This is a genomic window from Mesorhizobium sp. L103C119B0 (genome assembly GCF_000502235.1).
Classification (GTDB): Bacteria; Pseudomonadota; Alphaproteobacteria; order Rhizobiales; family Rhizobiaceae; genus Mesorhizobium.
On the sequence record NZ_AYXE01000006.1, the window covers coordinates 117,973 to 135,289 of the forward strand.

13 protein-coding genes and 6 pseudogenes are annotated in these 17,317 nt (G+C 62.1%); 5 read left to right on the forward strand and 14 right to left on the reverse strand.

The annotated features are described in order from the left end of the window. Nucleotides 1–135: 135 nt before the first annotated feature. Nucleotides 136–342 (reverse strand): annotated as a pseudogene (locus X728_RS1000000171505) (adenylate/guanylate cyclase domain-containing protein); the annotation flags it as partial. Nucleotides 343–1,123: 781 nt separating this feature from the next. Here X728_RS1000000171505 and X728_RS155300 point away from each other — a divergent pair. Next, the gene (locus tag X728_RS155300; RefSeq protein WP_023831320.1) at nucleotides 1,124–1,408 is read left to right on the forward strand and encodes a hypothetical protein; all 285 of its coding nucleotides are present in this window, start codon (nucleotides 1,124–1,126) and stop codon (nucleotides 1,406–1,408) included. A gap of 41 nt (nucleotides 1,409–1,449) precedes the next feature. Here X728_RS155300 and X728_RS155295 read toward each other — a convergent pair. The 13 genes and pseudogenes from X728_RS155295 to X728_RS155255 form a co-directional block, all read right to left on the reverse strand. Further along, nucleotides 1,450–1,758 (reverse strand): annotated as a pseudogene (locus X728_RS155295) (transposase); the annotation flags it as partial. Nucleotides 1,759–2,995: 1,237 nt separating this feature from the next. Beyond that, nucleotides 2,996–3,289: pseudogene (locus X728_RS01000000166615) on the reverse strand (Rieske 2Fe-2S domain-containing protein). A 27-nt stretch (nucleotides 3,290–3,316) separates the two neighbouring features. Then, nucleotides 3,317–4,485 (reverse strand): annotated as a pseudogene (locus X728_RS1000000171510) (fatty acid desaturase family protein). A gap of 118 nt (nucleotides 4,486–4,603) precedes the next feature. Next, entirely contained in the window at nucleotides 4,604–5,779 is a 1,176-nt protein-coding gene (locus X728_RS155290; RefSeq protein WP_023831322.1) for an aldose 1-epimerase family protein, read from the reverse strand. Nucleotides 5,780–5,789: 10 nt separating this feature from the next. After that, entirely contained in the window at nucleotides 5,790–6,572 is a 783-nt protein-coding gene (locus tag X728_RS155285) for an ATP-binding cassette domain-containing protein (protein WP_023831323.1), read from the reverse strand. Continuing rightward, on the reverse strand, nucleotides 6,569–7,573 hold the full coding sequence (locus X728_RS155280) for an ABC transporter permease (RefSeq protein ID WP_050586906.1): 1,005 nt from the start codon (nucleotides 7,571–7,573) through the stop codon (nucleotides 6,569–6,571). Before X728_RS155280 ends, X728_RS155285 begins: the two co-directional genes overlap by 4 nt. Nucleotides 7,574–7,634: 61 nt before the next feature. Then, entirely contained in the window at nucleotides 7,635–8,576 is a 942-nt protein-coding gene (locus X728_RS155275; RefSeq protein WP_023831324.1) for a substrate-binding domain-containing protein, read from the reverse strand. Nucleotides 8,577–8,631: 55 nt separating this feature from the next. Further along, a complete protein-coding gene (locus X728_RS155270; RefSeq protein ID WP_023831325.1) occupies nucleotides 8,632–9,546 on the reverse strand; it encodes a sugar phosphate isomerase/epimerase in 915 nt (304 codons plus the stop codon). Beyond that, nucleotides 9,543–9,830: a hypothetical protein gene (locus X728_RS1000000171515; protein WP_031195310.1), complete on the reverse strand. Its 288-nt coding sequence runs from the start codon at nucleotides 9,828–9,830 to the stop codon at nucleotides 9,543–9,545. Before X728_RS1000000171515 ends, X728_RS155270 begins: the two co-directional genes overlap by 4 nt. 135 nt (nucleotides 9,831–9,965) lie before the next feature. Next, a complete protein-coding gene (locus tag X728_RS0134850; protein WP_245266123.1) occupies nucleotides 9,966–10,886 on the reverse strand; it encodes a Gfo/Idh/MocA family oxidoreductase in 921 nt (306 codons plus the stop codon). Nucleotides 10,887–10,921: 35 nt separating this feature from the next. Further along, on the reverse strand, nucleotides 10,922–11,983 hold the full coding sequence (locus X728_RS155265) for an ABC transporter ATP-binding protein (RefSeq protein ID WP_023831326.1): 1,062 nt from the start codon (nucleotides 11,981–11,983) through the stop codon (nucleotides 10,922–10,924). Between the two features lies 1 nt (nucleotide 11,984). Next, nucleotides 11,985–12,869, reverse strand: coding sequence for an ABC transporter ATP-binding protein (locus X728_RS155260; protein WP_245266135.1), 885 nt, complete (start codon nucleotides 12,867–12,869; stop codon nucleotides 11,985–11,987). Further along, on the reverse strand, nucleotides 12,751–14,172 hold the full coding sequence (locus X728_RS155255) for an extracellular solute-binding protein (protein WP_023831328.1): 1,422 nt from the start codon (nucleotides 14,170–14,172) through the stop codon (nucleotides 12,751–12,753). The genes X728_RS155260 and X728_RS155255 overlap by 119 nt, the downstream gene beginning before the upstream one ends. A gap of 355 nt (nucleotides 14,173–14,527) precedes the next feature. Between X728_RS155255 and X728_RS155250 the strand changes: the two genes are divergently transcribed. From X728_RS155250 to X728_RS1000000171525, 4 genes and pseudogenes are all read left to right on the forward strand, one after another. Then, nucleotides 14,528–15,556 carry a LacI family DNA-binding transcriptional regulator gene (locus X728_RS155250; protein ID WP_023669472.1) on the forward strand — a complete coding sequence of 343 codons (1,029 nt, stop codon included), beginning with the start codon at nucleotides 14,528–14,530 and terminating at the stop codon, nucleotides 15,554–15,556. Between the two features lie 419 nt (nucleotides 15,557–15,975). Beyond that, complete coding sequence (locus tag X728_RS155245) at nucleotides 15,976–16,866, forward strand: adenylate/guanylate cyclase domain-containing protein (protein WP_023705650.1); 891 nt, start codon at nucleotides 15,976–15,978, stop codon at nucleotides 16,864–16,866. Between the two features lie 67 nt (nucleotides 16,867–16,933). After that, nucleotides 16,934–17,035 (forward strand): annotated as a pseudogene (locus X728_RS1000000171520) (CsbD family protein); the annotation flags it as partial. A 166-nt stretch (nucleotides 17,036–17,201) separates the two neighbouring features. After that, nucleotides 17,202–17,315: pseudogene (locus X728_RS1000000171525) on the forward strand (circadian clock protein kaiC); the annotation flags it as partial. Between the last annotated feature and the right edge of the window lie 2 nt (nucleotides 17,316–17,317).

Below are 17,317 nucleotides of genomic sequence, written 5' to 3' on the forward strand. Positions count from 1 at the left end.
GGGTGAATGAGGCTTAGAATAACGGCCTTTTTCCCCCATGCCTATTCGTCCAATCCTTAATTCGCAGAATCGGCGGCCACAGGGCGAGAATACTTATAATCGGCGGCTTCGAAGCCGCTACGCCCGGGCAACCCGGATACCCTCGGCGATGTTGACGCCATTACCCATCAGGTCGCCATCGTGCTCCTGCACGACGTCACCCAGGTGAATGCTAATCCGGAACTCAATGTGACGATCATCGGGCACCCCGGCATTGCGCTTAGCAATAGCGTTTTGACGCGCGTAGCGGACTACTTCCACAACGCTGCTGGACTCGACGAGGCTCCCATCACCGCGATAGACAGACGCGAGCGTTGCCTGCCGGTCGCCTGGACTGCCCCCCCGCGCTCCCGCCCCACACAGGATGCCGGCAAGCAGACGCTGAGCCAGGCGCCTCATCTCGGCTCGGGTGGAAATTGGCTACAGTGACGGACACAAGCCTGCTTTGCCACTTACTCGACGCTGCTGAGGAAGGCAGCTTTGCCGCTGTCGCACGAGACTGCGAAGTTGTTTCCCCTTCGTGGCCCGACGCGTCGCAGCTCTCACAATATCCGAATTCTTGAAGGGCCCCGATATTCCCGAACTGGACGGCCGATGTTGCGGGCCAAAGAGCGTTAAAAACGAGGCGCCCGGACCAATCACATTGCCGAGACAGAATTTGCGCTGTCCGGGAATAAAACGCCGCTTGCCGTGGTCCTCCATGCATAAGCTGCTGATTGCCTTGAAGGAACACCACACTGCAAACCTACACTTTGACGAGCACGACGGGGTCGGTCGGCGCACTCCAGGACCTCTGGAAGGCGAGAGGTCCGCCGCCTGCGGCCGGCTGCACCCAAGTACACTGCCTTGGAACGTCGCCTCAGGGCATACCTTTGTTATCAGCGATTGCCCGTCGGCCAAGGCACCGGTTTTGAAATTCGCTTGATGGCGTCCCTGCCCTTCCCGTTCGACTCCGTCGAGTCCTTGTGTGTCAATTTGTTGCGACGAGAGCTAGGGTTCAGACTCAATCAACCTATAGGGCTGATCTTGCCTTCAGTTCCGAGAAGGCACATTCTCTGCGTATCGGGCGGTCTCGTGAGGATCAATGTTCAAGAAAATAGTTCAGAGAGTGCCAGTTGGCGCCGCTGACCCGGTAAGCGACCTGATTGGTCTGATCGACTTGATCGAAATGGAGTTGGGGCTCTGGGCGGGTGGCAAAAGCGTGCGCAACCGTCTCTCCGAGGTCATCAGTGAAATTCGCCGATCCGAAGGTGTCGCGAGCCAGGAGAGTGTGAGCGTTTTGCTCGATGTTATCGAACGACTGGGTAATATTGAGCGGTTTTTGTCCGACAATGGTTTTGAGACTGGCTCTGAAACTTCCAACGGTTGACGCTTCGAACTCTGCTTGTACGACGAGAAGAGCGTGATCGGTCAGACCCAGAATGCGATGAGCGTTGCGAGTGCGACGGCGGAGAGAAAATTCCTTGCGAGCTTGTCGTAGCGGGTTGCGATGCGGCGGAAATCCTTGAGCCTGCAGAAGGCAGCTTCGATACGCCATCGGCCCTTGTATCGGGTCTCATCGTAGCTGATCGTCGCCTTGCGGTTTGATCGTCCCGGGATTACTGCCTGCGCCCCTTCAGACTTCAGGTGCTTGCGCAAGGCGTTGGCATCGTAGCCTTTGTCGGCGATCAGGCATCGCACGGGTCCGGCGGCATCCAGCAGCGGCTTGGCCATCGTGATCGGGATCGGGACAATTGAGAGGCGAAAGCTGTGACAACGAAAAGCCCGCCACCGAGAGCCAGACCAGAAAACTCATATTTTAGCACCTGCGAAACAAAGCTCACTATTCCGCGTTGAGGCTCGTCGAACAACGGAGCTTCACGAATGGATCCGGCAACTGCAGCTGTGATGATTTTGCTTTCTTGCAGTCCCGCCCAGGGAGTCTGCAAGCCACTCGATACATCACCGTCCATGTTCGGATCCCTTGACACATGCCAGTTGGCGTTAGCCGTGAGGCTCGAGGGCGCTCCCAACGGGGAGATCGTGGGGCGATGCAGTTCGATCGACCCCTCCGCTACAGGTTCCGTTCCAGCCGGGTACAGCACGATTGTCGTCACGCGGGGCACAGGGGCGGGTGCGGTGAGCAGTCGCTACATCGTGCCACACAAAAACTGAAGCCAGCCACCGTGAGGCAGCGGGCTATTCATTCTCGACCGGACATTTATAGGCCTTGCCCTCCCTCCATGAAGCCATACTCGGCATCGTTGGCTTCGCGCTCGTCGTCCGCTTCGCCATAGTCGTCGCCGCCCCTGTCATCGATCCCGGTGACTTCGATGCCACCGGCCAGACAGGGTTCGAGATCCGGGTCGCTCTACGAAGTCGAGCAGCTACATCAGGCGTTCTTCATCTTCGATCGAGCGACGGACCGCCATGTCCGAAAGGCAGAGGTTCGTGGCTGGATAGCGAAGAATCGCACACTTTCCTTCATTCGCATGGTTCGCAGAGATTAGCATTATCGCCTACTCTCATCTCGTCCGGCGTCGTCTCCCTCAAAGCAGCGCCGGTAAGGCTCGGCGCCCTTCTTGGTTTCTCACCGTATGTCAAAAGGAGGTCGCCGGGCCTTGCCAGGCCCCGCTGCTCATCGCTTGCGGGGTGTCCTGATGACTGAGCTTGGCCCCGTGGCCTAACGGCCCAAACCAAACGTTCCGAAAAGCTTTCCCAGGCTGGCGACAGCCGAAGGGCTGCAGAAGAGGGATCGTCAGACCGCTCCTGGCGCACCACAGCGACACCACCAAGCTGTAAGTCAGGTCCGTCGGCCCTGCTGATGAGTGCCCTTGGACAGATGGATTGCGTTTGCCACGAAAAAGGAATCGTACCGGCCCGTTCTCAGCACGTCAGCCGGAACGGGCCATGAGCAGAAGCAGCCGACTAGCTAAAATCGCAAGACGACCGAAGGACCACGTCGGCGATAGCACCGTCAGATCTGGATCATCACGTTGCCGGCCTCGCTTCTCACCGGATAGATCGCGAGATTGACGCAGACCGGCGCGCCCTGGCCTGGCCGGTGTTGTAATTGAAGCGGCCATTGTGCTTCGGACATCGATGACGTCGTCGATCACCAGCTTTCGGCTAGATGCGCCTTCTCATGCGTCCAATATCCGTCGGTGGCGAAGAACTCGTCATCGGGCGAGCGGCAAACCGCGAGGATCGAAGCAGATGACATCCTCTTGGAGATGTCGTCCACCGCGCACGCTTCAATCCAGTCAGCCATCTCCGGCTCCGGCAAAATTCGCTATCGCTATTCAGCGGCCGCCGACATATCCACCTGGTGAAATTCGCCGCGATAGGGTCTGGCTGTCGGCGGCAACTTCCGCTTGAGATAGAAATCCTCATATTTCAGCTGTCGAAGCAGCACCGGCCAGACCTCGCGATAGGCATGCCACATCGACGGGTTCGCCACCGGCAGGTCGTGCTTGATCAGCTCGTGCAGTCTTGGCAGCGCATGATAGGGCACCATCGGGAACATATGGTGTTCGACATGGTAGTTCATGTTCCAGTAGATGAAGCGGCTGACCGGGTTCATGTAGACGGTGCGCGTGTTNGGTGTTCGACATGGTAGTTCATGTTCCAGTAGATGAAGCGGCTGACCGGGTTCATGTAGACGGTGCGCGTGTTCAGCCGGTGGTCGACGACATTGTCGGCCAAGCCGATATGCTGCAGCAACCCTGTCAGCACCATGTGCCAGCTGCCATAGAGGCGCGGCAGGCCGATCAGCACCAGCGGCAGCAGCGACCACGTGAACAACGCCAGCCCGACTGTCGCCGCATAGATGGCGACATGCCAGCGCGCAGCGATCACCGCCTTGTGCTGCTCCATCTCGGGGATATAGCTCTTCTCTTCATCGGACAGCTTGCCGAACGCCTGGCGCACCAGCGCCGGCAGCGAATAGCGGAAATCGAGAATACCGGTGAAGGCGAGCGCCGCCCGCAGCAGATCTGGGGGGCGCATGACGGCGATTTCGGCATCGCGGCCGACGATGATGGTATCGGTGTGATGGCGGGCATGGCTCCAGCGCCATTGCACTGGGTTGCGCATCAGCATGAAGCTTGAGATCTGGTAGACGACATCGTTCATCCAGCGCGTCCGGAACGCGGTGCCGTGGCCGCATTCGTGCCAGCGCGAGTCGCTCGACGAGCCGTAAAGCACGCCATAGACGAACAGGAACGGCACCACCCACCACGTGCCCCAGAACCATACGATGCCGGCGGCCGACACCAGGATCGCCGCGACCCAGATGATCGTGTCGCGGATTGCCGGCCCGTCGGAGCGTTGCATCAACTCCTTGATCGCCTTGCGCGGGACATCGGTGTGATACCATTCGGCCGAAGCCAATCCGGTCTCGATGGCGCGCTTGGTGCTTTCACCGACCAGGCAGTAGTCACGCTTCCTGCTTGCCGTCATCGTCATCTCCGCTTTCCCGCCTGCTCTCCGCAAGGGCCGCCTGGGGCCGGCCGGGCCGCGCCTGCTTCCGTATTCCGGCGCACTTCCCGCCCGCCGCGGCAACCGATCGTGCGTTTCAAGCCGGTCACGCCTGCAGTCTCGCAAAAGCGCCCGACGGCGCAGGGTAATCCTGTTGCGGCTGCCGGGCGATCGACGCTATCCTCGCTTCCGCTTGGGCGATCTGGCCGGCACCGTCGAGCACCCGGAACACGGCGTCATAGGAGCGGCTTTCGCCATGGTCCAGCCAGATCATCTCGCCCCGTTCCCGCGCGGCGAGATTGCCCAGAACATGATGCGTCGAGGGTTCGATCCCCAACGCATATAGGCCGGCCTGGAAGTTCTGCCACTGATACGTGCATGGCAGCTGATCCTTGCGGGTAACGACCTCGAAGCCGAGGCCCAGGTGGTCATTGACGACGGCCACCGGCACCTCGCCCGCCGCATCGGCGCCAAGCTCGTGCTCCCAGACCTGCTCGCTGAATCCGAGTTGCGGCGCCGGCACGGTTCGGTAGCCGACCTTCTGCGCCTCGTAGCGTTCGCCGGCGTGCGCCGCCCAGACGACATCCCGGATCGGCGCCAGGTAACGCGAACCCTCGTCGAGCAGGGGATGGCTGACGTTGACGTGATAGAAATACATGTGCGGCGTGCGGCTGAAACCATGATTGACGACGCGGTCCGACAGCCGGATCTCGGTGCCGCCGACATCGGCCTCGATGCGGCGCAGCAAATGGAGATCCTCGCCGAACACGGTTGCCTGCTGGACGATGCCTTCCGCCCACAGCACGCAGCGGTCGCCGTCCCAGGCCTCGCCGTAGCCGGTCAGCCGCGCCGGCACGGTGCCGATGCGGCCATGCAGCGAGTGCAATACCCGCTTGCGCCCCGGATACTTGTAGCTTTCGGCCGGCACGTCTTGCCGGCCCAGTATATGGTCGAGGCCGCAGGTGACGAGCAGCCCCGAAAACGACCGGCCAAAGGCGAAACCGTCCTCCCCTTCATGCTCGTGCAGTCCGGGGTGGCGAAAGCCACTCGGCGAATGCCAGCCGATCGCCTGGCCCCGGAAGTCGCAATCGGCGATATCGAGCGCCCGGTCGACCAGCGCCGTGAAGCGCAGGCCGGAGCCGGTGCGGAACTCGAGCATCCGGATGCCGCGCTCCACGCCGTCGCCGAGCGTCATCAGCCGCACGCCGGCAAACTGCGACAGCATGCCGGACCGCTCGGCCACCTGCCTTCGCGACAGCGTCTTGCCGTAAAGCTCTACCATGCGACGTCCTTCACTTTGCCCTCGCCTCCTTGAGCAAGGCCGACATGTCGGCGCCGGTGATGATGCTTTCCACCGTCAACAGGTCGGTGTCGGCGACCGTCTGTTCCGCGACGATTTCGCCGCGGCGCATGACGATGATGCGGTCGGCGACCTGAAACACGTGGTGGATGTTGTGGGTGATGAGCAGCACCGAGTGGCCGGCGTCGCGCACCTCCTTGACGAAGCGCAGCACGCCGTGGGTTTCCTCGACGCCAAGATTGTTGGTCGGCTCGTCGAGTATGATCACCTTGGCGGCGAACTGCATGGCGCGCGAGATCGCGATCGATTGCCGCTCACCGCCCGAGAGGGTGCTCACCAGCGCATCTGCATCGAGCTTTTTCGAAATGCCGACCCGCTTCAGCAGCGCCGAGGCGGCGTTGCGAAGCTTGGCGAGATCGAGCGGCGCGAACACGCCGAGCCAGCCGAAATTGACCGGCTCCCGGCCCAGGAAAAGATTGCGCGCGATGCTGAGGTCCGGCGCGAGCGATGTGTCTTGATGGATGGTCTCGATGCCGAGGTCCATCGCGTCGCGCGTCGAGCGGATCGATGCCTTCTCGCCGCGCACGAAGATGTCGCCGTGGTCGGCCGGGAAGACGCCGGAGATCGCTTTGATCAGCGTCGATTTCCCGGCGCCATTGTCGCCGAGCAGGGCAACCACCTCGCCTTCGTTGAGGGTGAACGAGGCGCTCTTCAGCGCACGCACGTTGCCGAACGACTTTTGCAGGTCTTGCAGACGCAGCACTTCCATCGTCAGCTCCTTGCGGCGTTCTTCTGCAGCAAAGCGTGCAGGATGAGCATGGCGAGGATGATGACGCCGACGAAGATGTTGTATGCCAAGCCCGGCACGCCGATCAGCACGATGCCGTTGCGGATGGCGCGCAGCATCAGCGCGCCGACGATGGTGCCGAGGATGGTGCCGCGCCCGCCAGTGAGCGCCGTGCCGCCGACCACCACCATGGCGATCACTTCGAGTTCGTAGCCGGTGCCGGCCACCGGCGAGGCGGCCGAAATCCGGAACGCGCTGATCATGCCGGCCAGCCCGGCCACCACCGAGGTCAGGATGAACAGCCAGATCTTGACCGCGTCGGCCGGCACGCCGCGCGCCACCGCTGCGTTGCGGTTGCTGCCGATCGCGCTGATCCAGTTGCCGAGCTTGGCGTAGCGCAGGATGTAAATCGCCAGCAGCGACAGGCCGATGAACCACCAGAGCGAGGTGTAGAACCGGAACGAGCCTACATTGAAGCTGCCGGCAAGCAGCGTGACGAAGAAGCCGGGCTGGTCCCACGACTTCAGGGGGAATCCCTGCGTGATGTAGAGCGCCGCGCCGCGCACGACGAGCAGCATCGACAGCGTGACCAGGAACGAGGAAATGCCGATCTTGGTGACGATCAGCCCGTTGATGGCGCCGATCGCGATGCACAGCACAAGCCCGGCCAGGAGGGCGACGCCGATGTCGATACCGCCATTCTGCACCAGCAGCATCACCACGACGGGCGCAAGGCCGAACACGGCGCCGACCGACAGATCGAACTCGCCCGCCGTCAGCAGCAGCGTCATGCCGAGAGCGATGATGCCGAGCTCGGGCAGGAACGCCATCATGTTGGATATGTTGAGCGGCGACAGGAAGTTGCCGTCGGCGATGGCGAACACCACGAGCAGCACGATGAGGATGATGAGCGAGGAGAATTGCGGCGAGCGCAGCAGCGCAGACCTGCCCTTCGCTCGCTGCGTGTCGTCGTCTGCTGTGATTGCCATATCTGTCAGGACCATGCGTTTCGTCCGGCGCCCGCCATTTCGCGGCGGGCGCCGATTGTCGTCACTTATTGTAGAGTTTCAGGATCGGCTCGACGCTCGAGGCGTCGTAGAGGCTGAATGTGTGAATGTCGTAGCCGATCGGCTCGCCAGAGGCCGCAAGCCCGAGCAGCGCCACCGGCATGAAGCCCTGCGCCGACGGGTACTGCCAGGCCGCAGCATTGACGAAGCCGGACTTGACCGCCTCGGCCGTCTCCTTTGAGTTGCCCCAGCCGACGACCGGGACCTTGCCGGCCGACACACCGGCCCCGTCGAAGACGCGTTTGATGCTTGCTGCCACGGAATCGCCCAGTGCAATGATTGCCGGCGGATTGTTGGCGACCATGTAGTCGGTCATCTTGGCGATGATGCCGGCCGGGTCGGTGCCGCAATCGACCACGTCGTACTTGATGCCGAGCGGATCGAAGACGCTGGCGATGCCCTCGGTCTCGAGCTGCTGGTAGCTGGCGCCCGGCACTTCGACCGGCAGGAACACCTTGTCGCCCTGCTTCACCATCTTGTGGTCGACGAGATACTTGGCCCAGATGACGCCCGCTTCCCTGAGGTCGGCCCCGACATAGGCCTGCCGCCCGGTCGCCGGATCGTCGGTGTTGAAGAACACGATCGGTATGCCGGCGGCCTTGGCGGCCTTCACCTCCTCCGTCCACAGGCCGGGCTGAGCCGAGGTGGTGGCGATGCCGTCCGGCTTGGCGGCGAGCGCCGAGTTGAAAGCCTCCTTCTGCGCCGCCATGTCGCCGCCGCTGAACGAGATCTTGCAGGTCACCTTGAGCTGGTCGCAGGCCTTGGTCGCGCCGGCATTCCAGTCGATCCAGAACGCGTCCGAAGGGCCACCATGCGACAGCAGATAGAAGGTCTTCTGGCCGTCCTGCGCGAATGCCGGCAGGCTCATGGAGACCCCGGCTACCAGCGTTGCCGCGGCAGCCACTTTCAATGCGAATTTCAACATTCATTCCTCCCTTGGTTGGAGTTGCGCCGCCATGCGCCGGCGGCGCAACCGGCGCTCACAGGCCGTTGGCGCGGAACTTCCCGTCGAGGAATTTCTTCGCGCGCGGCACGTCGTCTTCCGAGAGATGCTCGATGATGACCGGGATGTTTGGGTGCTTTTCCGCCAGCCGCTGCAGATAGAGATCGTAATTCAGCGATCCCAGCCCGGGCGCCGGCAGCTCGATTTCGCCGACACCGCGGAAGGTGTGGCTTTCCAGCGCGTCCTCGTCGCCGATATCGGCGTGTTTCTCGGACTTGTCGCCGCCAGAACGCTTGACGTCCTTGGCATGCGCGATCTTGATCTTGTCGGTCAGCGTATCGAACACCTGGTTGAGGATCTGGTCCATCCTGTCGATGTTGTGGGTTTCGAAATAGTTGGTCGGATCCATCAGCAGGCCGAGGCCGGGATGGTCGACGTGGGCGAACATCTTCACCGTCTCCTCGACCGAACCGACGACATTGTTGACGTAGGTCTCGAGCAGGAAGACCGCGCCGTGGTCATAGGCGGTCTGGGCAAGCTCGGCGATCACCTTGCGGCATTCCTCGAATCCTTCCTCGGTCTTGTTCTTCGGGTGATGCACCCAGTCGGATTCGGTGTTGTAGGTACCGGTCTCGGAGATCACGTAGGGCGAGCCGAAGGCGCGCGCATTGCGGATGATCTCCTTGAGATAGCCGACGCGCTTGTCGCGCTCGGCCTTGTCGGGATGGATGATGTTGGTGTAGCCCGACACGCAGCAGATCGGCAGGTTGTTGTCGCGGAAGACGTCGCGCACCTGCTTGGCCTTTTCCTCAGTGATCTGCCCGGCCGACAGATCGATATCCCTGAAATGCAGGTCGAGCTGCACCGTGTTGAAACCGAGCCCGCGGATCTTCTTTGCCGTCTCTTCGAGGCCGTACGGGAAATAGCCCGTGAAAATACCTGCCTGCATCATGATGTGAACTCCTCCCTAAGCGATTCAGTTGGCTGATTTATCGAGATTTCGGAAAGCTTGACGGTGCGGCCCTCGTCAATCGAGCGGTAGCCGGCCTCGACCAGCGCCATCGTCTTGACGTTGTCGGCCACCGATAATGCCGGCGGCGCACCGGTCTTCACCGCGTGCTGCAATTGCTCCATGACGCCGATGAAGGCATGCGGGAACCACATCGTGTCCCAGCTCGGGCTGACCCACTTGCCATCCGTCGTCTCGGTCGACGCATAAGTCAGCGTCGAGGCCACGCCTTTCGGCCAGCCGATCGTGCCTTTGGCGACACCCTTAGTGCCGTCGACGCGCCAGTNGTCGTCTCGGTCGACGCATAAGTCAGCGTCGAGGCCACGCCTTTCGGCCAGCCGATCGTGCCTTTGGCGACACCCTTAGTGCCGTCGACGCGCCAGTTGATGTGCTGGTCGTCCAGATAGCCCTCCTGGCGCGGTCCGGACCAGACATCCTCCAGCGACACGGCGAGCACGCCGGAGGGAAAGCGCAGCGTCGANCTTGGTGCCGTCGACGCGCCAGTTGATGTGCTGGTCGTCCACATAGCCCTCCTGGCGCGGTCCGGACCAGACATCCTCCAGCGACACGGCGAGCACGCCGGAGGGAAAGCGCAGCGTCGACACGGTGATGCCGTCGGTATGCTCGAATGTGGTGCGCGGGTCCTTGCGTGTCAGCGTGGTGATTTCCGAGGGATCGCCGAACAGGAAGCGCAGCACGTCGAGATGATGCACGCTCATATTGGCGAGCGTCAGCCGGTCGTAGTCCTGAAGGAAAGTCTGCCAGTGCGGGATCGCATGCATGTCGATCTGCGCGAAGACGATGTCGCCCAGCGCGCCGCCGTCGATGATCTGCTTCAGCACGCGCATCGACTGGTCGTAGCGCATGTTCTGGTTGACCGAGAGGATCTTGCCTGACTTTGCGACTTCGTCGCGCAGCTTCACGGCTTCATCGACCGACAGCGCCAGTGGCTTCTGCGCCAGGATCGCCTTGATGTGAGGCTGCTTCAGCGCATGGCGGATCAGCGCCGGCTGCAGATCGGGTGGAAAGGCAAGGTCGACGATCTCGACCTCAGAATCCTCGATCAGCTGTTCCGGCGTGTCGTGGACGGTCGGGATGTCCCAACGCGCGGCGACCTTCTGCGCATTGGAACGGGTCCGCGAGGCGATCGCCACCACGTTGAACCCCGCTTCGCGATAGGCTGCCAGATGGCACTCGGCCATGATCATGCCAGCGCCGATGCAGCCGATACGGTATTCTTTCGTGCGGACCTTCACGTCCGGCTCGAAGCCTTCGCTCGCCATGTCTTCCTCCCGAAATTCTGTTTTCGCAGCCGCGATCATCTCGCCAACGCGCCTCCGTCCTGCCCGAAATAATGCACCCGGGCCGGCTCGCAGGATATCGCTACCACGGCATCCGGCCTGATGTCGGGCTGGCCGCGCAGCAGCGCCTTCAGCCGCGCCTCTCCGGCGGCGAGCGTTACCACCGTGTAGCCGCCAAGCGGCTCGACCTCGAACACGCGTGCCGGGCGGCCAACGCCCCCGTCGACCCAGGGCCGGACCTTGATGTCCTCCGGCCTCAGCCCGATTTCGATCGCGTCGGCCGGAGCAGCGCGATCGTCGATGCTGACCGCGCCTTCGGCGGCCTCGATGCCACCGTCGCCGCGCACGGATTTGAGGATGTTCATGACAGGCGAACCAAGCAGTCGCGCCACATAGGTGTTCGCCGGGCGGTCGTAGATCTCGGACGGGGCGCCGATCTGCCGGATCCTGCCATTCTCCAGAATGGCGATGCGGTCGGCGATCGACATCGCCTCTTCCTGGTCATGGGTGACGTAGATCAGCGTCTTGCCGAGTTCGCGCTGGATGCGCTTGAGCTCGACGCGCGTTTCCTCGCGCAGCCGCGCATCGAGCGCAGAGATCGGGTCGTCCATCAGATAGGCGTTCGGGTCGCGCACCAGGGCGCGGGCTATGGCCACGCGCTGCCGCTCGCCACCGGAAAGCTGCGCCGGCGGCTTATGCAGGATATGGCCGATGTGGAGCTTGGCGGCCACGTCGGCGACACGCTTCTCGATCTGGGCCTCGGCGACCTTGCGCTCGACCAGCGGGAAACGCACATTGTCGCGCGCGCTCATATGGGGGAACAGCGCCAGGTTCTGGAACACCATGGCGACATTGCGCTCGGCCGGCGAGACGGTGTTGACCGGTTTGCCGCCGATCAGGATCTCTCCGGCATCAGGCGTCTCCAGCCCGAGCACGAGGCGCAGGATTGTCGATTTGCCCGCCAGCGGCGGCCCGAAGAAGCAGAAGAATTCGTTGTCATTGACGGTGAACGAGGCGTCGTCGACGGCGAGCGTCGTGCCGTAGCGCTTGCTGACATTGCGAAAGACGATATCGGCCACGTCAACCTGCCTTCATCGCAATGCCGCTGCGGGCATCGAAGACACGCACGGACGATGCCACGGGGGCGACGACGGCAAGCTCGCCGATCGACAGTCCGACATTATTGTCGAACACCGCCTTCACGGCGGTCTCGCCATCGCCGAGATGGACGACGGTCCTCGCGCCGATCCGCTCGACGAAGCTCACCCGCATGGCGAGGCCCTGCCCGCTCTGCACCAGCGACACCTGTTCGGGCCGGAAGCCGTAAAGCACCTCGGAGCGCGATCCGCGCAAGGTGGCGGCCAGCTCATCCGGCAGCGTCGGCGTGACCCCCAGCGGCCCGAGATCGACCACCAGGCCCCGATCGCTCTCCGCCGGCCTCCCCCTCAGCAGGTTCATGCCCGGGGCGCCGATGAAGCGTGCGACGAAGACGTTGGCCGGATTGTTGTAGACTTCCAGCGGCGTTCCCACCTGCTGCAGCACGCCGTGATCCATGACGGCAATGCGGTCGGCCATGGTCATGGCCTCGAGCTGGTCATGGGTGACGTAGACCATCGTCTGCCTGAACTGGCGCTGCAGCTGCTTGAGCTCGGTCCGCATCACCGCCCGGAAGGCGGCGTCGACATTGGACAGCGGCTCGTCGAGCAGAAAGATCGCCGGCTCCATGATTGCCGAGCGCCCGATCGCCACCCGCTGCAGGATGTTGACCGAGAGCCGGTCGGCCTTGCGGTCGAGCAGCGGCGTCAACTGCAGCAGCTCGGCGGTGGCGCCGACGCGGCGGTCGATCTCAGCTTTCGCCGCACCGCGCATCCGCGGCCCATAGGCAAGGTTCTGGCGCACCGTCATGTGGGTGAAGATGGCGTAGTTCTGGAAAACGAAGCCGACGCCGCGGCGGGCCATGGGCACGCCGGCCATGTCGCGCTCGCCAAACAGGATCTTGCGCATAGATGCGGGCGGAGCCCAGCCACTGCAGCAAAAGGTAGGCGACCTCCTGGTTTTTCGACTGCGACGAGACCATGCCGGTCAGCGAGAACCACAGCACGGAACGGCTGATCAGCTTGCCGTCGACTTCGCGGCCGGGCGGCAGCATCGAGCCGATCTTGCCGGTGACGGCAGAATCTTTGTTGCCGGCATTGTCGAGGAATTTCGGCAGGTTCGAGAAGGCGCAGGTCATCGCCGCGCCGCCCTTGGCGAAATTTCCATACTGCTCCGGCCAGCCCCAGGAGATCGCGTCCGGCGAGTGATGAACCAGCGAGCCGACATATTCGTTGGTGGCGGCAATGCCGTGCTCGGAATTGATCAGCGGCTTGCCGTCGTCGCCGAACAGGAACTGGTTGGGCGATGCCATCGAGACATAGCGCTGATACCAGTTGGTGTAGCCCCAGCCCTGGTTGCGCAGGTCGGTGGAGCCGAACAGGCCCTTGTCGGGCCGCTGGAAGAAGCCCGCGATGTCACTGTGCTGCTTCCAGGTCTTCGGCGGCGCCAGATCGTAGCCGAATTTGTCCTTGAACGCCTTCTGCTCGGCAGCGTCGCCGAACAGGTCGGTGCGGTAGACCCAGGTCTGGAAGTCGCCGTCCAGCGACACGCCATAGTTGGACCCGCGATATTTGTTGAGCAGCGACACGCCCTTGGCGCCGTCGACATAGCCGGTCTTGGGATCGTCCCATTCGGGCTTGTACTGGGCGACGAAGTCGTCGAGCTTGGCGATGCCGCCGGTCTCGGCAAGGTCGCCGAGGCGGTTCCATTCCGTCGAGTAGATGTCATAGGCCCCACCCTTGGTGGAGATGTCCTGCATCGTCTTGGTGAATTCCTGGCCGTTCGGCAGGCCGACGATCTCGATCTGGATGCCGGTCTCCTTTTCCCACAGCTCCTTGATCGACGGCGCACCCGCAGGGAAAGGCTGTGTGAGTTGGCCAATCGAGCCATCCGACAGGCCAAGCACGATCTTGGCCGGTGCCTTGCCAGCTCCCCTCAAGGCCTTGGCCGCCTCAACGGCACGGCCTTCCGGCGTGTCGGCGCCATATTGATAGCGCTCTGCGCCCTCGAAACCGGTGGGGCCGCCGACCATGCCTGGCGCCAGCGCGTCGGCCGCAACGGCACGGCCGGGACGGATGAATTGCGGTGCGATACCGGCCGCAGCCACGAACGCCGCGGCCTTTCCTCCGGACGCCAACAAGCCGCGTCGCGATATGCGGATCAGATCAGACATTGGAATTCCTCCCTCAGGGCCGATGTTTCCTCCACGAGCCCATTGAGGGATATTGACGGCAGCACCGGAAGGCTGTCAACATCATAAATACTCAAAATACATCGTAACACCGCAACCGCGGAGAAAATACGTCATGCAAAGGTCGACACACGGGCTCAATGCCTCGATTTGATGGGAAATCTGCCTTTCTGGCACGCGACTATCACGCCGGGCGACGCGATTTAGCCCAACCTCCTTGCGCATCGGCTAAGGCTCGATACATCATTTCCCATCAGAATCGCTGATGGCTGGCAGCTGTGGCCGTCGGACGGGCTAGCGGCATTGTGCGATCTGATGCATTGAGGAGATGAAGACGGTGCGTTCGACCTTGACTGACATAGCCCGGGAAGCCGGCGTTTCCGCCGCCACCGTCGACCGCGTGCTGAACAACAGGCCCGGTGTGCGGGCGCGCACGCGTGAGATCGTGCTCGAAATGGCGCAGCGCCTCGGCTACATCGCGGAGGGCCCGAACGGAGCGCCGCCCAGGCCCTCACCTGGAGAGGTCATCCGTCTCGACTTCGCTCTGCCGGCCGGCACCAATTCCTTCATCAAGATGCTGCATCGACACATCGAAGCGCAGGCCCTAGCGCGCCCCGATCTCGACGTCCACATCGCCACCATAGAGGGCTTCAACCCCGACCGGCTCGCCCGCCTGCTGCAAGAATTGCGTGGACAGACACAAGGCGTCGGCGTGATCGCGCTGGATCATCCAACGGTGCGCGAGGCGATCCGCTCGCTGTCAGCCAATGACGTCAAGGTGGTGACCATCGCCTCCGACATCCTGCATGTTCCGAGAGTGGCCTATATCGGCATAGACAACCGCGCCGCGGGGCGGCTGGCCGGCTATCTGCTTAACCGCTTCATGGGATCGGAACGCCCAAGCAAGGTGGCGCTGTTCGCCGGCTCGCTGTCCTATCGCGGCCATGAGGAACGCGAGATGGGATTCCGGCACATCTTGACCGAGGAGTCGCCCAATCTCAAGATCGTCGAGATGCGCGAAATGCTGGATGACCGAGAGAAGGCTTATTCGGAAGCATCAGCGCTTCTGGACCGGCACCCCGATCTTGCCGCGATCTACAATGTCGGCGCCGGCAACACCGGCATCGCTCGGGCGCTCAAGGAGCGTGGACGCGCCAAAGACATTCTCTTTCTCGGCCACGAGGTGACAGACGGCACCAAGGAACTTTTGTTGGATGGGACGCTCGATGCGGTCATAGATCAAAATCCGCGCGTCGAGGCGCGGGAAGCGCTCAACATTTTAAGCCACTCCGTCAGGCACCTGAACTATGAACCGCATCAACCACGACTTCAGGTCATCTTCAAAGAGAATATACCTGAAATCTGATCAATGGATCCGTGATCTTATCGCAAAGCACAGCGTTGGCGTCGCCACCGGTCACAAATACGAACGAGAGCCCGAATGATCTCGTCAAAGCCGCCGATCTGGCACTATTCCGTGCGAAGTCGGAGGGACGAGATCGGGTCGTGGTTGATGGTGCATGAGAAGGCCGTCGCCCGTTGCACCTCGGTCAGCCTTTCCGAACCTAAAAAGACCAAGTCCACTCATAGCACCGAGGTCGCGAACGATTGGGGCGAAGACGGTTCTGGATGTCGCCGGCACGAAGCCGACGAATGGCATACGCCCGTCCGTCCGCCACGATCACCTGAAGCATCGCCCCGATCAAAGGCGCTCGAGCAGATATGTTGCAGGCGACCTCGTGTGTTACACACGCACGCTGAGTTTTCGGGTCGGACACGAGATCGATGGATCAGGAGACGCTTCTTGCCGCAGTCCTCTTAGCTGATGTCGTGGGCAGCACGCCGCTGTATGAGCGGATCGGAGACGATGCCGCTCTACAGCAGGTCTCGGATTGCCTGGACACAATGCGCGAGATTGTCGCCAAGCACCGTGGTGATTTCATTTACTCGAAAGGCGATGACATACTCAGCCTCTTCGAGAGCCCGGAAATGGCGCTGAGGGCCGTCTGCCAAATTACCCATCAACTGACTAAAGGGCCGTTGAGCGCCCGTATCGGATTGCATTTCGGGGCGGTCATTCGCGCGCGGGGCGCGATATTCGGTGACGTTGTCAATGTCACCGCAAGGTTGTCCACCACGGCGAACCCCGGAGAGGTGCTGATCAGCCAGAGCTTCTGCGAAGCCCTTTCCCCGAGAAGCCGCAAGGGCCTGCGGCTCCTCGACAAAATGGCCTTGAAAGGGAAGCAAGAGTTCTTCGATGTCTATACCCTGTGGAGCGACGATGGGGCCCCCGGTACGCAGATCACCAGCCATGGCGCCACTACAGATAGACGCTCGGTCCTGCCGCGGCAGATTCATCTGGTCATCCGCTACAGAGATCAGCTGCGATCCTGTCGAAACGGCGAATCCGTGACAATCGGCAGATCGGCGGAATGCGATATCATCGTCGAGCGGCCCTGGGTATCGAGGCGCCACGCCGCCTTCACCATATTGAATGGCAGAGCTCGGCTTCTCGAACGAAGCTCTTCGGGCACATTTGTTTCCATGGGACTCGGCCATGAAGTATTCGTACGCCGTGAAGATATTGTCCTCTTCGGCTCCGGCGTCATCTCGCCTGGAGTGAAGTCGGCACTCGACGAAGCCCAGCTTCTTCACTACGAAATTGTCTCGGATTGACCCGGCCCGGCTACTAGCTCGACCGGTTTCGAGCTGGTTCGCTGGCGCCCTCAATGTCGCGCTGTATCACCGCGATCAGCTGGAAGGCAAGATTCAGGAGCGCTACGGCATTGAGAAGGACCGCGCTCAGCGCGACATCGATGACTGGTATGGCCGGCAAGGCTGGTAGGTCGCCGGTTCCAAACTGAACTTGAAAAAGGGCTCCGAGAGTACGTTTTTGCCGCGTTTCCTGTCACCTTTTCGTGAGTCTCACGACAAGAGCGCTCACCGAGAGACGTGGAACCGCCAAAGGTGCCCGTCGTTATCTGGTTCTCGAAATTACATTGGGGGATTAGTTGGACAGAGACGACGCCTCAGCGATCGCAACTGGAGTTAGCGGGCTCGACTACATTCTTCGTGGCGGCTACGCCAGGAACCGCTCCCATCTCATCGAAGGGAAGCCGAACGCGAG